Raw genomic sequence first — 17,722 nt, 5'->3', positions numbered from 1 at the left:
CCATCCTACCGACTCACAGTCGACGTGCGCCGAGTTCCTGTTCCAGCAGTTCCACGGCGATGGTGGTCGCGTCCCGACGGTCGTAGGTGCCGGGCTCCTGCGCGGCCTCGACCATCTCGTCCTCCTCCTCGCGGCGGGAGGGTGCGTCCTGCCGGGGCGGCTGGGGCGGCTGGGGCGACTGCGGTACCGGTGTGTGGTCCTCCGGGGGGACCATCTCCGGGTCGTCCATCGGTTCCGGCGGCAGGGGCACCCCATCGTCGAAGGCGGGACGGGCGGCCCGTTCCGCGGCCTGACGGGCGGCGTTGGCACGTCCGCGCTCGGCGATCTGCTGCCACGACGGCTTCTCGGGCTCGGGTTCCGGTGCAGGTGTCGGAGTCGGGGTCGGGGGCTGCGGGGTGGAGTCGCCTCCGAGATCGCGGGGCCTACCCCAGGTAGGGGCCGGGGCCGCGGGTGCCGGCTGCGGGGCCGGGGTCTGCGAGGTGGAGTCACCCCCGAGATCACGGGGCTTCCCCCAGGTGGAGGCCGGAGCCGCAGGGGGCGGCGGGGTGGCATCGCCGACATCACGCGGTCTACCCCAGGTGGGGGCCGGACTCTCAGGCTCCTCGGGGGCCTCGGCGGGTTCGGGCTGCGCAACCGGGGGGTGCGGCTTCCAGGTCTCCTGCTTCGCAGGGGTCGGGCTGAAACCGGCGGCGGTGGGGTCTGTGCCGATCACGCACTGCACCTTCAGCTCCCGGCGGGCATGTTCGGACACCACCTTCGCGACCACCGTGTTGTTCGACTCCGCATTCAGCCTCTCGGCCAGTGCACCGGTGTTGTGTCCGAGGACAAGGGTGTCCTCCCGCAGGCCGAGTACGCGGGCCTCGGCGAGCATGATGCCCGCGACCTTGTTCCGGCGGGACACCTCTTCGCGGACCGTCGCCCAGCTGGCGCGGACCACCTCGACGGGGTCCACCGGCTTCTCGACGACCGGCTTCTCCTCCACGGGTGCCACCGGAGTCACCGGCCCCGTCGGCTTCACAGGCTCCGAGGCCTTCGTGGGCTCCGCTGCCGGGGCGGCCGGGGCGGCCTCAGCCGCCTTCGCTGCCTCAGCCGCCTCGCGGGCCCTGCGCACGGAGGGACGCTCGAAGACCTTGCCCGAGGGGGCCGGCGTCGGCTGCGGAGGGGCGACCTGGGCGGCGGGTGCAGCAGCGGCCGCCACTCCCCCGGCTCCCTGCACCGGGGCGACCGGCAGCAGCAGGTGGGCGCAGAGGATCTCCAGCAGCAGGCGCGGGGAGGTGGCGCCGCGCATGTCGGCGATGCGGTCGTTGACGGTCGCCGCGAGGTGGGCGAGCTGCCCGGCGGTGAAGGAGCCGGCCTGCTCGGCGAGGATGGGGGCGCGGTCGGTGGGGGCGTCGACAAGCCCGAGGTTGAAGGCCTCGGGGACGGCCTGCAGGATCATGAGGTCGCGGAGCCGCTCGAGGAGGTCCTCGACGAAGCGGCGGGGGTCGTGGCCGGCCTCGATGACGTCGTCGACGGTGGTGAACAGGGCGGCGCGGTCGCCGGCGGCGAGGGCGTCGACGGTGGCGTCGATAAGCGAGAGGTCGGTGACCCCCAGCAGCGGCAACGCGATGTCGTAGGTCAGGCCGTCGGGGCCGGAACCGGCGATGAGCTGGTCGAGGATCGACAGCGAGTCACGCGGGGAGCCGCCGCCGGCGCGGATGACCAGGGGGTAGACGGAGTCGTCGACCGGCACGCCCTCGGACTCGACGGTGCGTTGCAGCAGTCCACGCATCGCCTGCGGGGTGAGCAGACGGAAGGGGTAGTGGTGGGTGCGCGAACGGATGGTGCCGATGACCTTCTCCGGCTCCGTGGTGGCGAAGATGAAGATGAGGTGCTCCGGCGGCTCCTCCACGATCTTGAGCAGCGCGTTGGAGCCCTCGCGGGTGATCATGTGCGCCTCATCGATGATGAAGACGCGGTAGCGGGACTCCGCGGGCGCGAAGATGGCGGAGTCGCGGAGTTCACGCATGTCGTCGACGCCGCGGTGCGAGGCGGCGTCGAGCTCGGTGACGTCGAGGTTGCCGGGGCCGCCGGGGGCCAGGGACACGCAGGAGGGGCACACGCCGCAGGGGTTCGACGTCGGCCCCTCGATGCAGTTGAGGGACCGCGCGAGAATGCGTGCCGACGACGTCTTGCCGCATCCCCGCGGACCCGAGAACAGGTAGGCGTGGTTGATGCGGCCGGAGTCGAGGGCCACCGACAGGGGTCGGGTCACCTGCTCCTGGCCGACGACCTCGGCGAAGGAGGCGGGACGGTATTTCCTGTAGAGAGCCACGTCGCCAACCTTACCCGGCGGGCGGGTCAGCGCTGCCAGTCGAGAAGGTCGATCCCGGCCTCCCCCAGCGCCTGCTGCAGGGCGGCCGCGCCCTCCTCGGCGGCGTAGGCGTACTCGGCGTCGGTGAGCATGACCAGCTGCAGGAGCACGGTGAGCCGCTCGTCCTCCGTGACGCGCGGGACCTCGCCACCCCACAGGTAGGGCGGGACGCAGATCCCGTGGGCGACGCTGACGCCCTCGAGGTCGGCGTCCAGCTGCGGGAGGAGGGTGCCGGGCTGGGCGGGGAGGTCCCCGCCCTCGAAGGCGGCCCAGGCGGCGTGCAGCACGGACGTGAGCTGCTGCTCCGTCGCCCGACCGACGATGATGAGTTCGGAGCGCACGTCGGTGCCGTCCTCCACCGTCACGAGCCCGGTGTCGACGTCCGCGAAGCCGACCGTCACGGCGACGCGTTGGCCGTCGCCGAGGTCGGCGGTGACGACCCTGTCACTGGTCTGCAGCTCAGCGGGGAGGAGCTGGTCGATCCAGTAGATGGTGTCGTCGCGCTTCATCGGAGGCTCCTAGGCGCCCAGCTTCTCGACGGCCGCCAGCAGCACGCACGTCGCCACGCCGTCCATCGCGACCTCCAGTTCCTCGACCGGCGGCAGCGACGGCGCGAGGCGGATGTTGCGGTTGTTCGGGTCGTCCTTGTGCGGGAAGGAGGAGCCGGCGCCCGTCAGCGCGATGCCGGCCTCCTTGGCCAGCTCGACGACGCGGGAGGCGGTGCCGTCGATGACGTCGAGGGAGATGAAGTAGCCGCCCTCCGGTCGCGTCCAGCGCGCGACCTCGTACTCGCCGAGGCGCTCCTCCAGGATCTCGAGGACACGGTCGAACTTCGGGGCCAGGGAGCCGGCGTGCTTACGCATGACGGCGCGGACGCCCTCGGCGTTGCCGAAGTAGCGGACGTGCGCCAGCTGGTTGACCTTGTTCGGGCCGATGCCGCGGACGCCGGCGATCCCGAGGTACCAGTCGAGGTTCTCCTGGGAGGAGTTGAGGAAGCTGACGCCGGAGCCCGCGTGGGTGATCTTGGAGGTGGAGGACAGCGCCCAGAAGCGGTTCGGGTTGCCTGCCTCCGCGGCCAGGCCGACGATGTCGACGATCGGCGGGAACTCCTCGGTCAGGGTGTGCACGGCGTAGGCGTTGTCCCACACGATGCGGAAGTCCGGGGCGGCGGTCTCCATGGCGGCCAGCTCGCGGCAGGCCTCCTCCGAGAAGGTGATGCCGGTCGGGTTGCCGAACATCGGCACCGCCCACATGCCCTTGACCTGCGGGTCCTGCACCAGCTCGCGGATGGCGTCGAGGTCGGGGCCGTCCTCGAGCATCGGGACGGTGACCATCTCGAAGCCGAGGGTCTCGGTGATGGTGAAGTGACGGTCGTAGCCGGGTACCGGGCAGATCCAGCGGACCTTCTCCTCATTGCGCCACGGCTGCGGGGAGTCGTTGTTGCCGAAGAGGTAGGACCAGGTCACCAGGTCGAACATGATGTTCAGCGAGGAGGCGTCACCGGCGATGATGTCGGCGGCGTCGATGCCGAGGACCTCGGCCCAGAGTTCGCGGATCTCGCGGATGCCCTTGAGGTTGCCGTAGTTGCGGACATCCTGGCCGTCCGCGTCGACGTGGTCGCCCTCGCCCGGCAGCGCGAGGAGGGCCTCGCCGAAGTCGAGCTGCTCCGACGACGGCTTGCCGCGGGTCAGATCGAGCTTGAGGTTCCTGGCCTTGAGGTCGTCGTATTCCTTGCGGACCTGCGCCGCGAAGTCTGCGAGACGGTCGGAATCGAAATCGAGGAGCGTCACTTGAGGGGCCTGCCTTCCATCGGGTGTCTTCGGCCACAATGATAGACGCGTTCTCCCCGCGGTGACTTTTCCCCCGGCCCCCGAATCAAAAAAGGGGATCCCGCGCACCCGTCAGAGCTCGCTGACCCTTGCTGCATTCCTGCCCTGGGGGAGTTCACAAGATAAACGCCGCACGGGATCCTGCGCACAACTGTAACCCATCCCGGCACCGGGCCGCCAACTCCCCTGCTTATCGACGCCCCTTTCCCCACCATGACCTGCGATTTGTGTTTTCCCCGTCATGTTGTGTACTGTTTCACGAGAACACAGCAACCACGGTTGCAGGTGCTCAGGAGGATTCGACTAGCGGCCTATGTCACACGCCTGGAACGCGTGCGGGTAGCAATACCCTCGTGGGTTCAAATCCCACATCCTCCGCAGTCTGATGCCGCGGGACGTACCACGTCCCGCGGCATCATTGCTTTTCCGGACCGAGACCCTGACCATGTGGTGTGACGCCGGGGCCCCGAACAGTTGGTTCGGGGCCCCGGCGTCACACGAAACGGTCAGCGGCCGATCTCCTCCATGACGTGGTCGGATTCGTCGGGGAACACGAACTTGTAGGTGACGCCGGCGATCGCCGCACCCAGCAGCGGGGCGAGGAAGAAGGCCCAGACCTGCATGAGAGGCTCGGAACCCGCGTAGACGGCGACGCCGAGGGAGCGGGCCGGGTTGACCGAGGTGTTGGAGATGGGGATCGACACGAGGTGGATCAGGGTCAGCGCGAGGCCGATGGCGATCGGGGCGAAGCCCTGCGGGGCGCGCCTGTCGGTGGCACCGAGGATGACGTACAGGAAGATCGCGGTGAGGACGGTCTCGGCGATGAGGACGGCGACCAGTGAGTAGCCGTCCGGGGAGAGGGCGCCGTAACCGTTCGTCGCGAAGCCGGACTCGACGGCGGAGAAGCCCTCCTTGCCGGAGGCGATGAGGTAGAGCACGCCACCGGCGGCGATACCGCCGATGAGCTGGGCGATCCAGTACGGGATGACGGCGCCGGGCTCGACGCGGCCAGCCAGCACCGCGCCGAGGGTGACGGCGGGGTTGAAGTGGCCGCCGGAGATGTGGCCGACGGCGTAGGCCATGGTCAGGACGGTGAGACCGAAGGCGAGGGCGACACCGACGAAGCCGATGCCCATGTTGATGGTGTCGCCTGCCAGGACGGAGGCGGCGAAGATGGCGCTGCCGGCGCCGCCGAATACGAGGACAAAGGTACCGAGGAATTCCGCTGCGAGGCGGGAGGTCATGCTGGTGTGCACGGTGACTCCAATGCTGGGTAGGGGTACCTCAGATTTTAGTCGTCCCTAAGGTTTCTGCGCCTCGAGTTCGCGGACCCGCGCGCGGAGCTCCTTCTCCCTCTTCCAGCGGCGGGACACGTCGCGGAGGATGGCGGCGATGCCCTCGATGTAGCCGGTGTCGTCGGCAAGCAGCAGGATGGAGAACTCCAGCGACATGGTGGAGCCGTCCTTGTGGAGGCCGGGCACGGCCAGCGGGTCGGCGCCGTACTTGGTCTCGCCGGTCTCCATGACGCGTTCCCAGCCGGCCCAGTGCACCTTGCGGTGCTTCTCCGGGATGATGATGTCGAGGTTCTGGCCGACGGCCTCCTCGGCGGTCCAGCCGAAGATGCGTTCCGCGCCGGCGTTCCAGAGACGGATGGTGCCGGAGCGGTCGCAGTAGATGACGGCATCGAGGGTGTCGGCGACGATGCGGGTGGCGATTTTGTCCAGGTTCATACGGACAAATCTACCGCCAGACGAGCGGCTCCCGCGGCAGATCCTCCGGATCGAACACCTCCAGCAGTTTGTGCAGCGTGTTCACCCCCGGATACCCCAGGGAGGCGGCGAGCTTCTCGACGACCTTGAACACCGGGTCGTCGAGAAGCATCTCCCGGAGAGTCACCGCGCCGTCGCGCTTCGCCAGCCGCTGCCCCTGCTCATTGACCACCAGCGGCACGTGGACGTACTCGGGCAGCTCGATACCCAGCAGCGTCGCGAGGTACGCCTGCCGCGGCGTGCTCGGCAGCAGGTCCTCGCCACGGACGACCTGGTCGATGCCCTGGAAACCGTCGTCGACGACCACCGCCAGGTTGTACGCCCAGTCGGGGTCCTGGCCGCCGCGGCGCAGCACGAAGTCGTCGACCTCCGTGGTGTACGCGCCGTGGTAGCGGTCGTGGATGGTGAACTCGGCGACGTCGGCACGCAGGCGCAGCGCCGGCGTGCGCCCCTCCGCGGCGAGTGCTTCACGACGCGCCTCCCGCTCCCCCTCCGTCAGGTCCCGGCAGGTGCCCGGGTAGGCACCCGCCGGGGCGTGCGGAGCCCGCGGCGAATCCTGGATGTCCTTGCGCGAGCAGTAGCACTCGTACACCAGCCCCCGGGCCGTGAGCATGTCCAGGGCCCGCTGATAGGCCGGGAAACGGTCCGACTGGTAGAGGATGTCCCCGTCGAAGGTCAGACCGAGGGTGAGCAGGTCATCGATCTGCCGGTGGGCGGAGTCGATCGTGGAACGCTGGGTGTCGATGTCCTCCACCCGCAGCAGGAACCTCCGGTCCGTCGTCCGCGCGAAGAGCCAGGCGATGAGGCCGGTGCGGAGGTTACCGAAGTGCAGGTCCCCACTCGGCGAAGGGGCGTAGCGTCCAGCGTGCTCAGTCATGACTCCAGATTAGTGCTGTGAGATCATTTCCTCCGTGAACACTCCTGATCCCGCACCTGGGCAGGGGATGACTGCCCGGTTCATCCCCCTCCAGCCCACCCTGTACCCCGTCATCGTGGCGTTCTTCGTCGCGGTGTTCCTCATCTCCAACATTCTGGCGACGAAGGGCGTAACCATCGGCCCCCTCATCACCGACGGCGCCTTCTTCCTCTTCCCGCTGGCCTACGTCCTGGGCGACGTCCTCGCCGAGTGCTACGGATTCAAGGCCGCCCGCCGCGCCATCTTCACCGGCTTCGCGGTGACCCTGCTGGCCGTCGTCTCCTTCTACGTGGCGATCTGGCTGCCCGCCGCCGACTTCTACGAATCCCAGCCCGAATTCGCCCACGTCCTCGGCCTGGTACCGCAGATCGTCGTGGCGTCACTGGCCGGCTACGTCGTCGGCCAGCTCCTCAACTCCTGGGTGCTGGTGAAGATCAAGCAGCGCACCGGCGAGAAGTCCCTGTGGGCGCGCCTCATCGGCTCGACCGTCGTCGGCGAGTTCGGCGACACCCTGCTGTTCTGCGTCATCGCGGCGCCGGTCATCGGCATCACGACGGGCGGGGACCTGGTCAACTACGTCATCGTCGGCTTCCTGTGGAAGACCCTCATCGAGGTGCTCCTGCTGCCGGTCACGTACGCAGTCATCGGGTGGGTGAAGCGTCGCGAGGGCTACGCGTCTTAGCGACGCGCCCCAATCAAACAACATTGCAAACAGAATCAAACAACGCGTTCTGCGATGCATCCTGTTTGCAAATATCAAACATGCAGGTAGAATGGGCCCATGGATGCTGACACGGCGTTGAGAATCATTTCCGGCGGCGAAACCCTCACAGTTGAATTCAAACGACGCCGCTCTTCCCAGGACCTCAACGACCGCAAGCTGGTCGAAGCGGTGGCCTGCATGGCCAACGGCCAGGGTGGCCATATTTTCATCGGGGTCGAAAACGACGGGACCGTATCCGGCTCATACCCGTGGCACAAGACAGGCACCGATCCACGGGCGATAGAGTCGCTTATCCAGCACAACACCCGACCCTCACTCGCCACCGTCGCCCACCTGATCAACACTGACGGTGTTGAGATACTGGTGATCGAGGTGCCCCGTTCCACCACGCCGATCGCCACCCAACACGGCGTCTACCAGCGACGCGTACTACGCGCGACGGGTGACCCCCAGTGCCTTGCGATGGACCCCGCCTACCTCTTCAGCCAGTACCACACCGCCCATGCCAGGGACTGGGCCACACTCCCCGCGATCGGCGCGACCCTCGATGACCTTGACCCGTCCGAGTTCAACCGTCTTCGCAAACTCATCGCTGCCGGCCCGGGAGACAAGACACTGTCTCAGCTCGACGACGAGGAAATACTCCGGGGAATGGGACTCTATGATGATTCAGCTGACCCGGTGAAACTGGGTGCCGTCCTGCTCTTCGGCACCCTCCCGGCGTTGGCCCGGTGGATTCCCAATCACGAGGTGCTTCTGCAAATCTTCGCGGGTACTGCCGTGAAGGTGAACTTCCGCACCCGCGGGCCCCTGTTCCAGGTCATGGAGGAGATTGCCGACCGGATCGAGCCCTATCGCCATGAGGACGAGATCACTGTGGGAATCCTGCGCATCGGACTGGTCAACCTGCCCGAACGTGCCAGCCGTGAAGCTGTCGCCAATGCACTCGTTCACCGCGACTACACGATGCTTGGACCCATCCAGATCAGGCTCGACGACGATGAGTTCCGTGTGACCAGTCCCGGCGGTCTTCCCCGGCCGGTCACCCTGGACACAATTTTCGACGCATCGACACCCCGCAGTCCCGCACTAGCTGATGCCTTCAAACGCGCTGGACTGGTCGAGCGCAGCGGACGTGGCGTGAAGATCATGTTCGAGTCCATGTTGACCAGCGGCCACATGGAGCCGGACTTCCACGGCACCACCGATGAAATCGTGTCCGTCGGACTACCTGTGACCGTCGCTGACCGCGAATTCGCCGCCTTCACCGCCCGCTGGACGCAGTCCCACCCCGAGCTGTCAGTTCGTTCCCTGCGCCTGATCCGCTCCCTTCGAAACGACGGCCCGTCACACGCCAGCGGCCTGGCCGAACGACTGTCCGAATCGCCACAGCGTATCAGCCGTGAACTGACGGAACTCGCCGACTTCGGCCTGGTGGCGATCATCCCCGGTGCCCGCGGCAACCAGTACCGCCTCGGCCCTGTATTCCATGACATCGTCGGCCGCCGAGGAGACTTCGTCCGCTCCACCAAGGTCGACGAGACACGGGCCGCCCAGCTCCTCCTGGCATACGTTGATGATTTCGGCTCGATCAACCGCACGCAGGCAGCGGACACCTGCGGAATCAGTGGCCAGCAGGCCTACCGTTTTCTACGGGAGCTCGTCGACACCGGCGAGCTCGTGATGGAGGGGCGTGGCCGAGGCACGCGCTACGTCCGACCGTCCTAATCAAACAACATTGCAAACAGAATCAAACAGCGCGTTCTGCGATGCATTCTGTTTGCAAATATCAAACATGCAGTTCAGCGCCGGTTAGCGTAGTACCGGCCCATGAACTCGGCGCGGTACTCCTCGAAGTAGCCACCCTCGATGGAGTCGCGGATGTTGTCCACCAGGCGGATCATGAACTGCAGGTTGTGGATCGTGCACAACGTCATGCCGAGGAACTCGTTCGCCTTGAACAGGTGACGGATGTAGGCGCGCGAGTAGTTCTCGGAGACGTAGCCGCCGAACTCCTCGTCGATGCCGCGGAAGTCCCGCTTGAAGCGCGCCCCCTCCAGGTTCATCCGGCCGTCGAGGGTGTAGACGCCGCCGCGGCGGGCCAGGCGCGTGGGGGCGACGCAGTCGAAGGTGTCGGCGCCCGCCTCGATGGCGGTGAACATGTCGTCCGGCTCGGAGATGCCCAGCAGGTGGCGGGGCTTGTCGCGGGGCAGTTCGTCGCAGACCCAGCCGACGATCGTGCCGAGGTTCTCCTTCTCCAGGGCCCCACCGATGCCGTAGCCGCCGAATCCGCGGCGGCCGGCGTCCACGGCGGCGTCGGAAAGCTGCACGAGGCCGCGGGTGGCCTGGCGGCGCAGATCCTCGTACTGTGCGCCCTGCACGACGCCCCAGAGGGACTGGAGGGGCTTGTCGGCGCGTTCCCGGGTGAGGCGGTCGTGCTCGTCGAGGCAGCGCTGCGCCCAGCGGTGGGTGCGGTCGACGGAGGCCTCCTGGTAGGCGCGGGTGTCCATGAGGGTGGTCAGCTCGTCGAAGGCGAAGATGATGTCCGCGCCCAGCTGGTGCTGGATCTGCATGCTCACCTCAGGGGTGAAGCGGTGCCGGGAGCCGTCGATGAAGCTGGTGAAGTTCACCCCGTCCTCGTCGACCTTCGCCATGTTCTTCTTCGCCGGGAGGTGCCCGTTCGCGGCGTCGGAGGAGTCCATGGAGATGACCTTCTGGTAGCCGGAACCCTGGCTCATCACCTGGAAGCCGCCGGAGTCGGTGTAGGTCGGGCCGGACCAGTTCTCGAAACGGCCGACGCCGCCGGCCTCGTCGACGATGTCGGCGCCGGGCTGCAGGTACAGGTGGTACGCGTTGGAGAGGATCGCCTGCGCGCCGGTCTGCTCGATCTGCTCGGGGGTGAGGGTCTTCACGGTCGCCTTGGTGGCGACGGGGATGAACGCGGGGGTCCGGATGTCACCGTGCGGGGTGTGGATCGTGCCGGTGCGGCCGTGGCGGCCGGGCGCGGACTCCAGTTCGGTGCCGAGGGTGAACGACAGGTCAGACCTGCTCATGCTTCTCCATTTCCTTGCGGTGCAGCTGTTCGGCCGCGTGTCGGGCCTCCCACTCCTTCTCGAGGGCGGTGCCCTCGATGTCCATGCGGGGGATGAGCCGGTTGAGCCAGCGGGGGATCCACCAGGTGGCGTTGCCCAGGAGGAACATCGTGGCGGGCACGAGTGCCATGCGGACGAAGAAGGCGTCGAAGAAGACGCCGACGCCGAGGGCGAAGCCGAAGATCTGGATGAACGGCAGCGGCTGGTCGATGAACGCGATGAACACGGCGATCATGATGAGCGCGGCCGCCGTGACCACGCGGGCTCCCCGGGTGAAGCCGACGATGGTGGACTCCTCGAGGGCGTCGAGCTTGGACACCGCGCGGGGGACGTCCGGGTCGGGGTTCTCGTGGGACTTCACCCGCAGGTTGATGTAGTGCTCGCGCATGCGGGTGACCAGGAAGACCTGGTAGTCCATGGCCAGGCCGAAGGTCACGCCGATGAGGAAGATCGGCATGAAGGAGATCAGCGGCGCCGGGGTGTTCACCAGGTCCCACAGGCCCTCCTGCCACACGAGGACGGTGACGCCGAAGGCCGCTCCGACCGAGAGCAGGAAGCCGAGGCCGGCGACGAGCGGCACCAGCACCGAGCGGAACACGCCGAGCAGCAGGAAGACCGCCAGGCCGACGACGATGCCGAGGTAGACCGGCATGGCCTCGGAGAGGCGTTCGGTGATGTCCATCTGCACGGCCGTGAGGCCCGTCAGGCCGATGGCGGCGCCGGTGGCGTCGGCGATCTGCGCGCCCTGTTCGCGCAGGGCGTGGGAGACCTGGGTGGTGTACTGCTCGTCGGGGCCGGTGAACGGGGTGACCAGGATCTGGGCGCCGTTGGTGTCCGGGTTCATGCCCACGAGCTGGGCGTGCTTCACGCCGCCGACGTTCTTGAGCTGTCCGACGGTGTACATGTAGGAGGCGGTCACCGCTGCTTCCCGACGGTCCACCGTCTCCCCCTCCGGAGCCATCGCCTCCTGCGCCCGGACGAGCGGCTGCAGCGCCGGGGCGTCGGGGTTGACGTCGTCGGCGTCGACGATGACGAGGAACGGTGCGTTGATGCCCGCGCCGAAGCCCTCGGCGAGGAGGTTGGCGGACTTGCGCTGGGTGGTGTCGAGGTTGGACGTCGAGTCCGAGGGGAGCGAGAGCTCCATGTTGAGCGCCGGGTACGACAGCGCGCCGAGGGTGAGCACCACGACCGCCATGACGAGGCCCGGGACGCGGCGCACGAAGCGGACCCAGCGGTTGCCCATGGTGGGGCGACGGCGGCGCTCGCTGGTGCGGCTCACGCCCCGTCCCCGGCGGACGGGGTTGCCGGCGACGCCGGGCACGCGCCCCTTGAAGGTCCGGTCGCCGAGCACGCCGAGCAGCGCCGGGATGAACGTCAGCGCCACGAGCACGGCCACGAACACGGTGAACGCCGCGGACAGGCCCATGGCGGTGAGGAACTCGATGTTGACGATCGTCAGGGCGGCCAGCGCGATGATGACGGTCGCGCCGGCGAAGACGACCGCGGAGCCGGCGGTGCCCACGGCCATGCCCGCCGCCTCGTCGGCGGGCATCCGCTGCCGTTCCGCGCGGTAGCGCGACAGGATGAACAGGGCGTAGTCGATGCCCACGGCCAGGCCGATCATCACCGCCAGGACCGGGGTGATGTTGTTGAGCTCGACGAACGCGGTGGCGATGATGATGACCAGCGCGCCGATGCCCACGCCGATGACCGCGGTGAGCACCGGCAGACCGGCGGCCACGAGGGAGCCGAACGTCACGATGAGCACCACGAAGGCGATGGCCAGGCCGACGATCTCACTGGTGGTCTTCACCTCGATGGGGTCACCGAAGCCGGCGCCGCCGGCCTCCACCTCGATACCCTCCGCGCGGCCGAGGTCCATGGCGGCGTTGACGATGCGCCGGTGCTCGTCGGTGACGTCCATCGACGAGGGGACGTCGATGGTGAAGGTGGTGTAGCCGATGCGGCCGTCGTCGGAGAGCATGGCGAGGTTCTCGGCGTCGTCACGCGCGGACTCCTCGGGGAGGCCCTGCTCGGTCATCATCTCGATGACGCCCTGCTGCAGCGCGGGCGAGACTTCCACGGGGTTGCCGAAGCGTTCCGTGCCGGTCAGGTCCGGCAGGTTGTCCCGGATGTGGGTGACCACCTTGTCGATGGCCGCCGAGTTGTGCGGGTCCTCCAGCCTCTCCCCCGCGGGCGCGGCGAAGACGACGTTCACTCCGGCGGCGTTGACGGGGTTGCCGCCCTCGGGGAACTTCTCGACGAGGGTGTAGGTCGCGTCAATCGACGGGGTGCCGCCGATGGAGAATTCGTTGGAGAAGGGCTTCTGGAACGTCACCGCGGCGCCGGCGACACCGGCCAGCGCCGCCAGCCACAGGACGATGACGACCCACTTGCGGTGAAAGGACCAGCGTCCCAGCTTGAACAGTAATTTAGCCACGGTGGATGGGCTTCCTCAGATGACAGACAACCAAACACGGCCAGTCTACCGAGACGGCCCGGAATCACCGAAGGCCTCGACCGTTCCGTGTGACACCGGGGCCCGGAACGAGTCGGTCCGGGCCCCGGTGTCACACGAAATGGCCGCTGAAAAGAAACGATGTCGCGGGACGTAGTACGTCCCGCGACATCACATGGCGGTGGCGGAGGGATTTGAACCCTCGGTTGGGGGTTACCCAACAATCGCTTTCGAGGCGATCACCTTCGGCCGCTCGGACACGCCACCTTGACTGGCCGGAAAGCCGACCTCGGTCAAGACTAAACCAGCTTGTCGTGGCGCGCCAAATCTCACTCAGTGGCGGTCGCGCTTCGCGTCCTGGACGGAGCCGAGCACGCGGTCCCCGGCCTCCTTGACGCTCTTGCCGGCCTCCTCGGCGGCCTCCCTCATGTCGGCCTTGGTCTGGTCGGCCTTGCCCTCGTGCTCGAGGCGCTCATTGTCCGTGAGCTTGCCGACACCCTCCTTGATCTTGCCGCCGAGCTTCTCCGCCTTGTCTCCGATGCTCATGACATATCCTTTCGTTGATGTGATGTAGATCCCACCGTACCGGTCATATGGCGATCCATGCATAACATCAACGTAACGATTCGAAGAAGCCGCTCAGCAGCTCCGCACACTCCCCCTCGAGGACCCCGGCGCGCACCTGCGGGCGGTGGAGCTGGCCGGGGGCGCGGACGGCGTCGAGAAGCGAACCGCAGGCGCCCGTCTTGGGCTCCCACGCCCCGAAGACGAGCTCCCCCACCCGCGCCCCCAGCAGCGCCCCCGAACACATCGTGCAGGGCTCCAGGGTGACCACCAGCGTGCAGCCCTCCAGGCGCCACGCGTCCCCGTGCCGCCGCACGGCCTCCCGGATCGCCAGCACCTCCGCGTGCGCGGTGGGGTCGGCGTCCGCTTCCCGACGATTCGTGGCCGCCGCCAGCTCCCTGCCGTCAGGACCGTAGACCACCGCCCCGACCGGGACGTCACCCGGCGGGGTCGTGCGCGCGACCTCGAGGGCCCTCCGCATGAGGCGCTCCGCCCGGACGAGACCCTCCTCCCGGGGCAGGATCAATCGTCGATCCCGGTGACGTCGAGAAGCTCCTCGTCGAAGCCCAGCTCCTCCGCTATCCGCAGCAGCTGCTGGGAGGGCCACAGGTCCTCGTCGTCGGCGATGACGCCGAGCACCTCCTCGCTCAGGCCGATGTCGGCCAGCAGCTCGAAGTCCCCGTCCGGCCAGCCGTCGACGTCATCGAGCTCATCCGGGTCCAGATCCGGAATCTCCGCGTCCAGCTCCGTGAGCACCTCCGCGGCGAAATCGTCGTCGACCGCCATCGTCGCGTCGGACAGCAGCGCCTGGACGCCGTTCGGGGTGGGACGGACGATGACGAAGTAGTCGTCGTCGACGCACAGCAGCGCGAAGGCCGGACCCTCGCTGCGCAGCGCCCGGACCGCCCGGACCGACGTCTGCAACGAGGAGAAGTCATCGTCGAAGGCGCGCACCACCCACTCCCCGTCGACGCGCGTGACCGTGACGGCGAAGCTCTGGCCATACTCCTCGTGTTCCATACCGGTGAGACTAGTCCGGTTGTGCGACACTTGTCAGGTGACCTCGACGAACCTTTCCCGCACCATCTGCATTCTCGGCCTGGGCCTCATCGGAGGCTCCCTCCTGCGCGACCTCGCCGCGCAGGGCGCCCACGTCTACGGCTACAACCGCTCCGGGGCCGGGGCCCGCGCCGCCGCGGAGGCCGGTTTCGACGCCTCCGACGACTTCATCGCCACCCTCCGCCGCGCCGAGGAGGACAAGGCCCTCATCGTCATGGCCGCACCGATGCCCGCCATCCCCGGCATGCTCGACGCCATCATGGAGCACGCCCCCAGCTGCGGCTTCACCGACGTCGTCTCGGTGAAGGCCGAGGTGTACTCCCTCGTCAAGGAACGTGGCCTCGAGGACCGCTACGTCGGCGGGCACCCCATGGCCGGCACCGCGGACTCCGGCTGGAGCGCCTCCCAGGAGGGCCTGTTCACCCGCGCCGCCTGGGTGATCACGTACGACCACGCCCCCGAGGCCTCCGACGAGTGGATCGCCCTGTGGACCGACGTGGTCCGCATGATCCTCGCCGTCGGCGCCGACGCCATCCCCGCCCGCGTCGACCACCACGACGCCGCCGTCGCCCGTATCTCCCACGTCGTGCACGTCTTCGCCGAGGTGCTGGCCATCGTCGGCGACAACGGCGGCGCCCTCGCGCAGTCCCTGGCGGCCGGCAGCTTCCGCGACTCCACCCGCGTCGCCGGCACCCAGCCATCCCTCGTGCGCGCCATGTGCGAGACCAACGCCGACGCCGTCGTCGTCGCCCTCGACGAGGCGCTGGACCTGCTCAACGACGCCCGCGCGTCCCTGGCCAAGCCCCGCCCCGACATCTCCCAGCTCGCCGACGCCGGCTACGCCGCCCGCATCCGCTTCGAGGCCCGCCACGGCGCCCGCGGCGAGTCCGTCTCCCCCGTGAAGATCTCCTCCCGCCCGCTGCTGCGCCTCAACCCCGGCGCCCCCGGCTGGGTGAACCAGCTCGTGCAGGCGGAGTCCCTGGGCGGGCGCATCGACATCTTCTGATTCTGGCGTCCCTGACCGTTCCGTGTGACACCGGGGGCTGGACCACGTCGGTCCGGGCCCCGGTGTCACACCAAACGGTCAGGGCCTCCCACCGTTGCCGGTGGGAGGCCCTGAAAGAAATTGTGCGCCCGGAGGGATTCGAACCCCCAACCTTCTGATCCGTAGTCAGATGCTCTATCCGTTGAGCTACGGGCGCCTGTTGTTTCGGCTACTGCCTTGCAACGAGAAGTAACATTACATGGCAGTAGTCGAAACTAACAAATCGCCTGGTCAGAGCCCCTATCAGACGATGAGGCCGAACACCGGGATGGCGACGAAGTACGACACCAGGGCGATGAGCACCACAGCGATGGCGTTGAGCCAGACGCCGCCCTTGATCATGTCGCCGATCTTGACGTAACCGGAACCGAAGGCGATGGCGTTCGGCGGGGTCGCGACGGGCAGCATGAAGGCACAGGTGGCGGACAGGGCGACCGGGATGGTCAGCAGGAGGATGTTCATCTCGGTGGCGGCGGTCAGACCGATACCGACGGCGACACCACCCATGATCGGCAGGAAGGTCGCGGCGGTGGCGGTGTTCGAGGTGAACTCCGTGAGCACCAGGACCAGCAGGGCGACGGCGGCCATGAGCAGGAAGACCGGCAGCACCTCGAGCGCCTTGGCCTTCTCACCGATCCACAGGGACAGGCCGGTGGCGGTGAACATGCCCGACAGGGACAGGCCACCACCGAAGAGCAGCAGGACGTCCCAGGGCAGCTCGTTGGCGGTCTTCCAGTCCAGGAGGCGGACGCCGGACTTGGCGTCGGCCGGGATGGCGAACATGAGCAGGCCGGCGATGATGCCGACGATGGCGTCGTTGTAGCCCAGGGCCGAGCCGGTCCAGTCCATGATGAGCGGGACGAAGACCCAGGACAGGGCGGCGATGACGAAGATGATGGCCACCGAGATCTGCGGCTGGGTCCACTTGCCCATCTTGCGGATCTCCTCACGGATGAGCTCACGGCCACCCGGGATCTCGTCCATCTCCGGCTTGAACACGGTGATGAGCACGAGCCACGCGATGACGGTGAACACGGCGGCCAGCGGCACGCCGACCAGCATCCACTGGCCGAAGCCGATGACGATGCCGTGGGCCTCGGACATGTAGCCGGCCAGCAGGGCGTTCGGCGGGGTACCGATGAGGGTGCCCAGGGAGCCGATCGACGCGGAGTACGCGATGGACAGCATGAGGGCCGTGGCGAACTTCTTCTGCTTGCGCATGCCGCCGACGAGGCCGGCGGTCAGTGACAGCACGGACAGGCCGATCGGCAGCATGACGACGGCCGTCGCGGTGTTCGACACCCACATGGAGAGGAAGCCGGTGGCGATCATGAAGCCCAGGATCAGGCGCTTCGGGCTGGTGCCCACAGCCAGGACCACGGCCAGCGCCATGCGGCGGTGCACGTTCCAGCGCTGCAAGCCCAGGGCCAGCAGGAAGCCACCCATGAACAGGAAGATGGTGGCACTGGCGTACGGGGAGCCGACGGCGGAGAAACCGGCGACACCCGCGAGCGGGAAGATCGCGATCGGCAGCAGCGCGGTGGCGGCCAGCGGGATGGCCTCGGTCATCCACCAGGCGCCCATGAGGACGGTGGTGGCCGCCACGATGCGCATCGCCTGGTGGGAGTAGTCGACCTCCGGGTCGGCGCCGGTGGACTGCAGGACCGTCTCGGGGGCGTCGGACGGGAAGATGAAGTAGACGAGAGCCGCGAGGGCCAGGCCGAGGATGAGTCCGAAGGCCTGGCGGTGCCATTCGCGGGGATCACGAGGGTCAGACAGGTCGCCCGGTGCGGGTTCTACCGCGACCGCTGCCTCCCGGTTCTCCACGTCGGAGTGAGGAGTGCTCATGGTGGGTGCACGATCCTTCTGTTCGGTGTTCTTGGTCAATGGACAGTAGATACGAAGTGACAGTG

Annotated in this window: 15 protein-coding genes, 3 tRNA genes and 1 other RNA gene; 4 read left to right on the top strand and 15 right to left on the bottom strand. The window is 67.8% G+C overall.

All coding sequences use genetic code 11. The features are described 5' to 3' along the window. Positions 1–13: 13 nt before the first annotated feature. The 4 genes from B842_RS00885 to ffs form a co-directional block, all read right to left on the bottom strand. Entirely contained in the window at positions 14–2,314 is a 2,301-nt protein-coding gene (locus tag B842_RS00885) for a DNA polymerase III subunit gamma and tau (protein ID WP_040084663.1), read from the bottom strand. Positions 2,315–2,340: 26 nt separating this feature from the next. After that, the gene (locus B842_RS00880) at positions 2,341–2,862 is read right to left on the bottom strand and encodes a suppressor of fused domain protein (protein ID WP_040084662.1); all 522 of its coding nucleotides are present in this window, start codon (positions 2,860–2,862) and stop codon (positions 2,341–2,343) included. 9 nt (positions 2,863–2,871) lie between these two features. Further along, positions 2,872–4,143, bottom strand: coding sequence for an aspartate aminotransferase type Ic (locus B842_RS00875; protein ID WP_040084661.1), 1,272 nt, complete (start codon positions 4,141–4,143; stop codon positions 2,872–2,874). Positions 4,144–4,231: 88 nt separating this feature from the next. Further along, positions 4,232–4,328: signal recognition particle sRNA small type (gene ffs / locus B842_RS13335), an RNA gene on the bottom strand. 146 nt (positions 4,329–4,474) lie between these two features. Between ffs and B842_RS00870 the strand changes: the two genes are divergently transcribed. Further along, a tRNA-Ser gene (locus B842_RS00870) sits at positions 4,475–4,560 on the top strand. Between the two features lie 128 nt (positions 4,561–4,688). On the opposite strand, the gene aqpZ is transcribed toward B842_RS00870, so the two are convergent. The 3 genes from aqpZ to gluQRS are packed head-to-tail and all read right to left on the bottom strand — an operon-like array spanning position 4,689 to position 6,828. Then, on the bottom strand, positions 4,689–5,426 hold the full coding sequence (aqpZ, locus tag B842_RS00865; protein WP_082028474.1) for an aquaporin Z: 738 nt from the start codon (positions 5,424–5,426) through the stop codon (positions 4,689–4,691). Between the two features lie 57 nt (positions 5,427–5,483). Continuing rightward, a complete protein-coding gene (locus B842_RS00860) occupies positions 5,484–5,912 on the bottom strand; it encodes a PAS domain-containing protein (RefSeq protein WP_040084660.1) in 429 nt (142 codons plus the stop codon). Between the two features lie 10 nt (positions 5,913–5,922). Next, positions 5,923–6,828 (bottom strand): tRNA glutamyl-Q(34) synthetase GluQRS, encoded by a 906-nt coding sequence (gluQRS, locus tag B842_RS00855; RefSeq protein ID WP_040084659.1) that lies wholly within the window; start codon positions 6,826–6,828, stop codon positions 5,923–5,925. A gap of 67 nt (positions 6,829–6,895) precedes the next feature. Between gluQRS and B842_RS00850 the strand changes: the two genes are divergently transcribed. Beyond that, entirely contained in the window at positions 6,896–7,549 is a 654-nt protein-coding gene (locus B842_RS00850) for a queuosine precursor transporter (protein WP_052437648.1), read from the top strand. Between the two features lie 99 nt (positions 7,550–7,648). Continuing rightward, a complete protein-coding gene (locus B842_RS00845) occupies positions 7,649–9,319 on the top strand; it encodes an RNA-binding domain-containing protein (protein ID WP_040084656.1) in 1,671 nt (556 codons plus the stop codon). A gap of 74 nt (positions 9,320–9,393) precedes the next feature. On the opposite strand, the gene tgt is transcribed toward B842_RS00845, so the two are convergent. The 6 genes from tgt to B842_RS00815 all read right to left on the bottom strand — a co-directional run bounded on the left by tgt (position 9,394) and on the right by B842_RS00815 (position 14,725). Continuing rightward, complete coding sequence (tgt, locus tag B842_RS00840; RefSeq protein ID WP_040084654.1) at positions 9,394–10,644, bottom strand: tRNA guanosine(34) transglycosylase Tgt; 1,251 nt, start codon at positions 10,642–10,644, stop codon at positions 9,394–9,396. After that, entirely contained in the window at positions 10,631–13,123 is a 2,493-nt protein-coding gene (locus B842_RS00835; RefSeq protein WP_040084653.1) for an MMPL family transporter, read from the bottom strand. The genes tgt and B842_RS00835 overlap by 14 nt, the downstream gene beginning before the upstream one ends. 194 nt (positions 13,124–13,317) lie before the next feature. Then, a tRNA-Ser gene (locus tag B842_RS00830) sits at positions 13,318–13,408 on the bottom strand. Positions 13,409–13,474: 66 nt separating this feature from the next. Further along, entirely contained in the window at positions 13,475–13,687 is a 213-nt protein-coding gene (locus B842_RS00825) for a CsbD family protein (protein WP_040084652.1), read from the bottom strand. A 67-nt stretch (positions 13,688–13,754) separates the two neighbouring features. Further along, positions 13,755–14,186 carry a nucleoside deaminase gene (locus B842_RS00820; RefSeq protein WP_052437959.1) on the bottom strand — a complete coding sequence of 144 codons (432 nt, stop codon included), beginning with the start codon at positions 14,184–14,186 and terminating at the stop codon, positions 13,755–13,757. Positions 14,187–14,227: 41 nt separating this feature from the next. Further along, positions 14,228–14,725, bottom strand: a complete 498-nt coding sequence (locus B842_RS00815) for a tRNA adenosine deaminase-associated protein (RefSeq protein ID WP_040084650.1) — start codon at positions 14,723–14,725, stop codon at positions 14,228–14,230. A gap of 37 nt (positions 14,726–14,762) precedes the next feature. On the opposite strand from B842_RS00815, the gene B842_RS00810 reads away from it, so the two are divergent. Then, positions 14,763–15,770 (top strand): prephenate dehydrogenase, encoded by a 1,008-nt coding sequence (locus tag B842_RS00810; RefSeq protein WP_040084649.1) that lies wholly within the window; start codon positions 14,763–14,765, stop codon positions 15,768–15,770. A 123-nt stretch (positions 15,771–15,893) separates the two neighbouring features. Here the strand turns inward: B842_RS00810 and B842_RS00805 are convergent. Further along, positions 15,894–15,966: transfer RNA gene (locus B842_RS00805), tRNA-Arg, on the bottom strand. Between the two features lie 86 nt (positions 15,967–16,052). Next, positions 16,053–17,657 carry an SLC13 family permease gene (locus tag B842_RS00800; protein WP_040084648.1) on the bottom strand — a complete coding sequence of 535 codons (1,605 nt, stop codon included), beginning with the start codon at positions 17,655–17,657 and terminating at the stop codon, positions 16,053–16,055. Between the last annotated feature and the right edge of the window lie 65 nt (positions 17,658–17,722).

It is taken from the genome of Corynebacterium humireducens NBRC 106098 = DSM 45392, from assembly GCF_000819445.1.
GTDB classification, from domain to species: domain Bacteria; phylum Actinomycetota; class Actinomycetes; order Mycobacteriales; family Mycobacteriaceae; genus Corynebacterium; species Corynebacterium humireducens.
This window is presented reverse-complemented; position numbering and strand designations above follow the sequence as displayed.

Bases quoted from the DNA above. Each gene is read 5' to 3' on its own strand.
- B842_RS00880 (WP_040084662.1), bottom strand. From the start codon at position 2,862: ATGAAGCGCGACGACACCATCTACTGGATCGACCAGCTCCTCCCCGCT.
- aqpZ (WP_082028474.1), bottom strand. From the start codon at position 5,426: ATGACCTCCCGCCTCGCAGCGGAATTCCTCGGTACCTTTGTCCTCGTA.
- B842_RS00860 (WP_040084660.1), bottom strand. From the start codon at position 5,912: ATGAACCTGGACAAAATCGCCACCCGCATCGTCGCCGACACCCTCGAT.
- gluQRS (WP_040084659.1), bottom strand. From the start codon at position 6,828: ATGACTGAGCACGCTGGACGCTACGCCCCTTCGCCGAGTGGGGACCTG.
- B842_RS00850 (WP_052437648.1), top strand. From the start codon at position 6,896: ATGACTGCCCGGTTCATCCCCCTCCAGCCCACCCTGTACCCCGTCATC.
- B842_RS00845 (WP_040084656.1), top strand. From the start codon at position 7,649: ATGGATGCTGACACGGCGTTGAGAATCATTTCCGGCGGCGAAACCCTC.
- tgt (WP_040084654.1), bottom strand. From the start codon at position 10,644: ATGAGCAGGTCTGACCTGTCGTTCACCCTCGGCACCGAACTGGAGTCC.
- B842_RS00825 (WP_040084652.1), bottom strand. From the start codon at position 13,687: ATGAGCATCGGAGACAAGGCGGAGAAGCTCGGCGGCAAGATCAAGGAG.
- B842_RS00820 (WP_052437959.1), bottom strand. From the start codon at position 14,186: ATGCGGAGGGCCCTCGAGGTCGCGCGCACGACCCCGCCGGGTGACGTC.
- B842_RS00815 (WP_040084650.1), bottom strand. From the start codon at position 14,725: ATGGAACACGAGGAGTATGGCCAGAGCTTCGCCGTCACGGTCACGCGC.
- B842_RS00800 (WP_040084648.1), bottom strand. From the start codon at position 17,657: ATGAGCACTCCTCACTCCGACGTGGAGAACCGGGAGGCAGCGGTCGCG.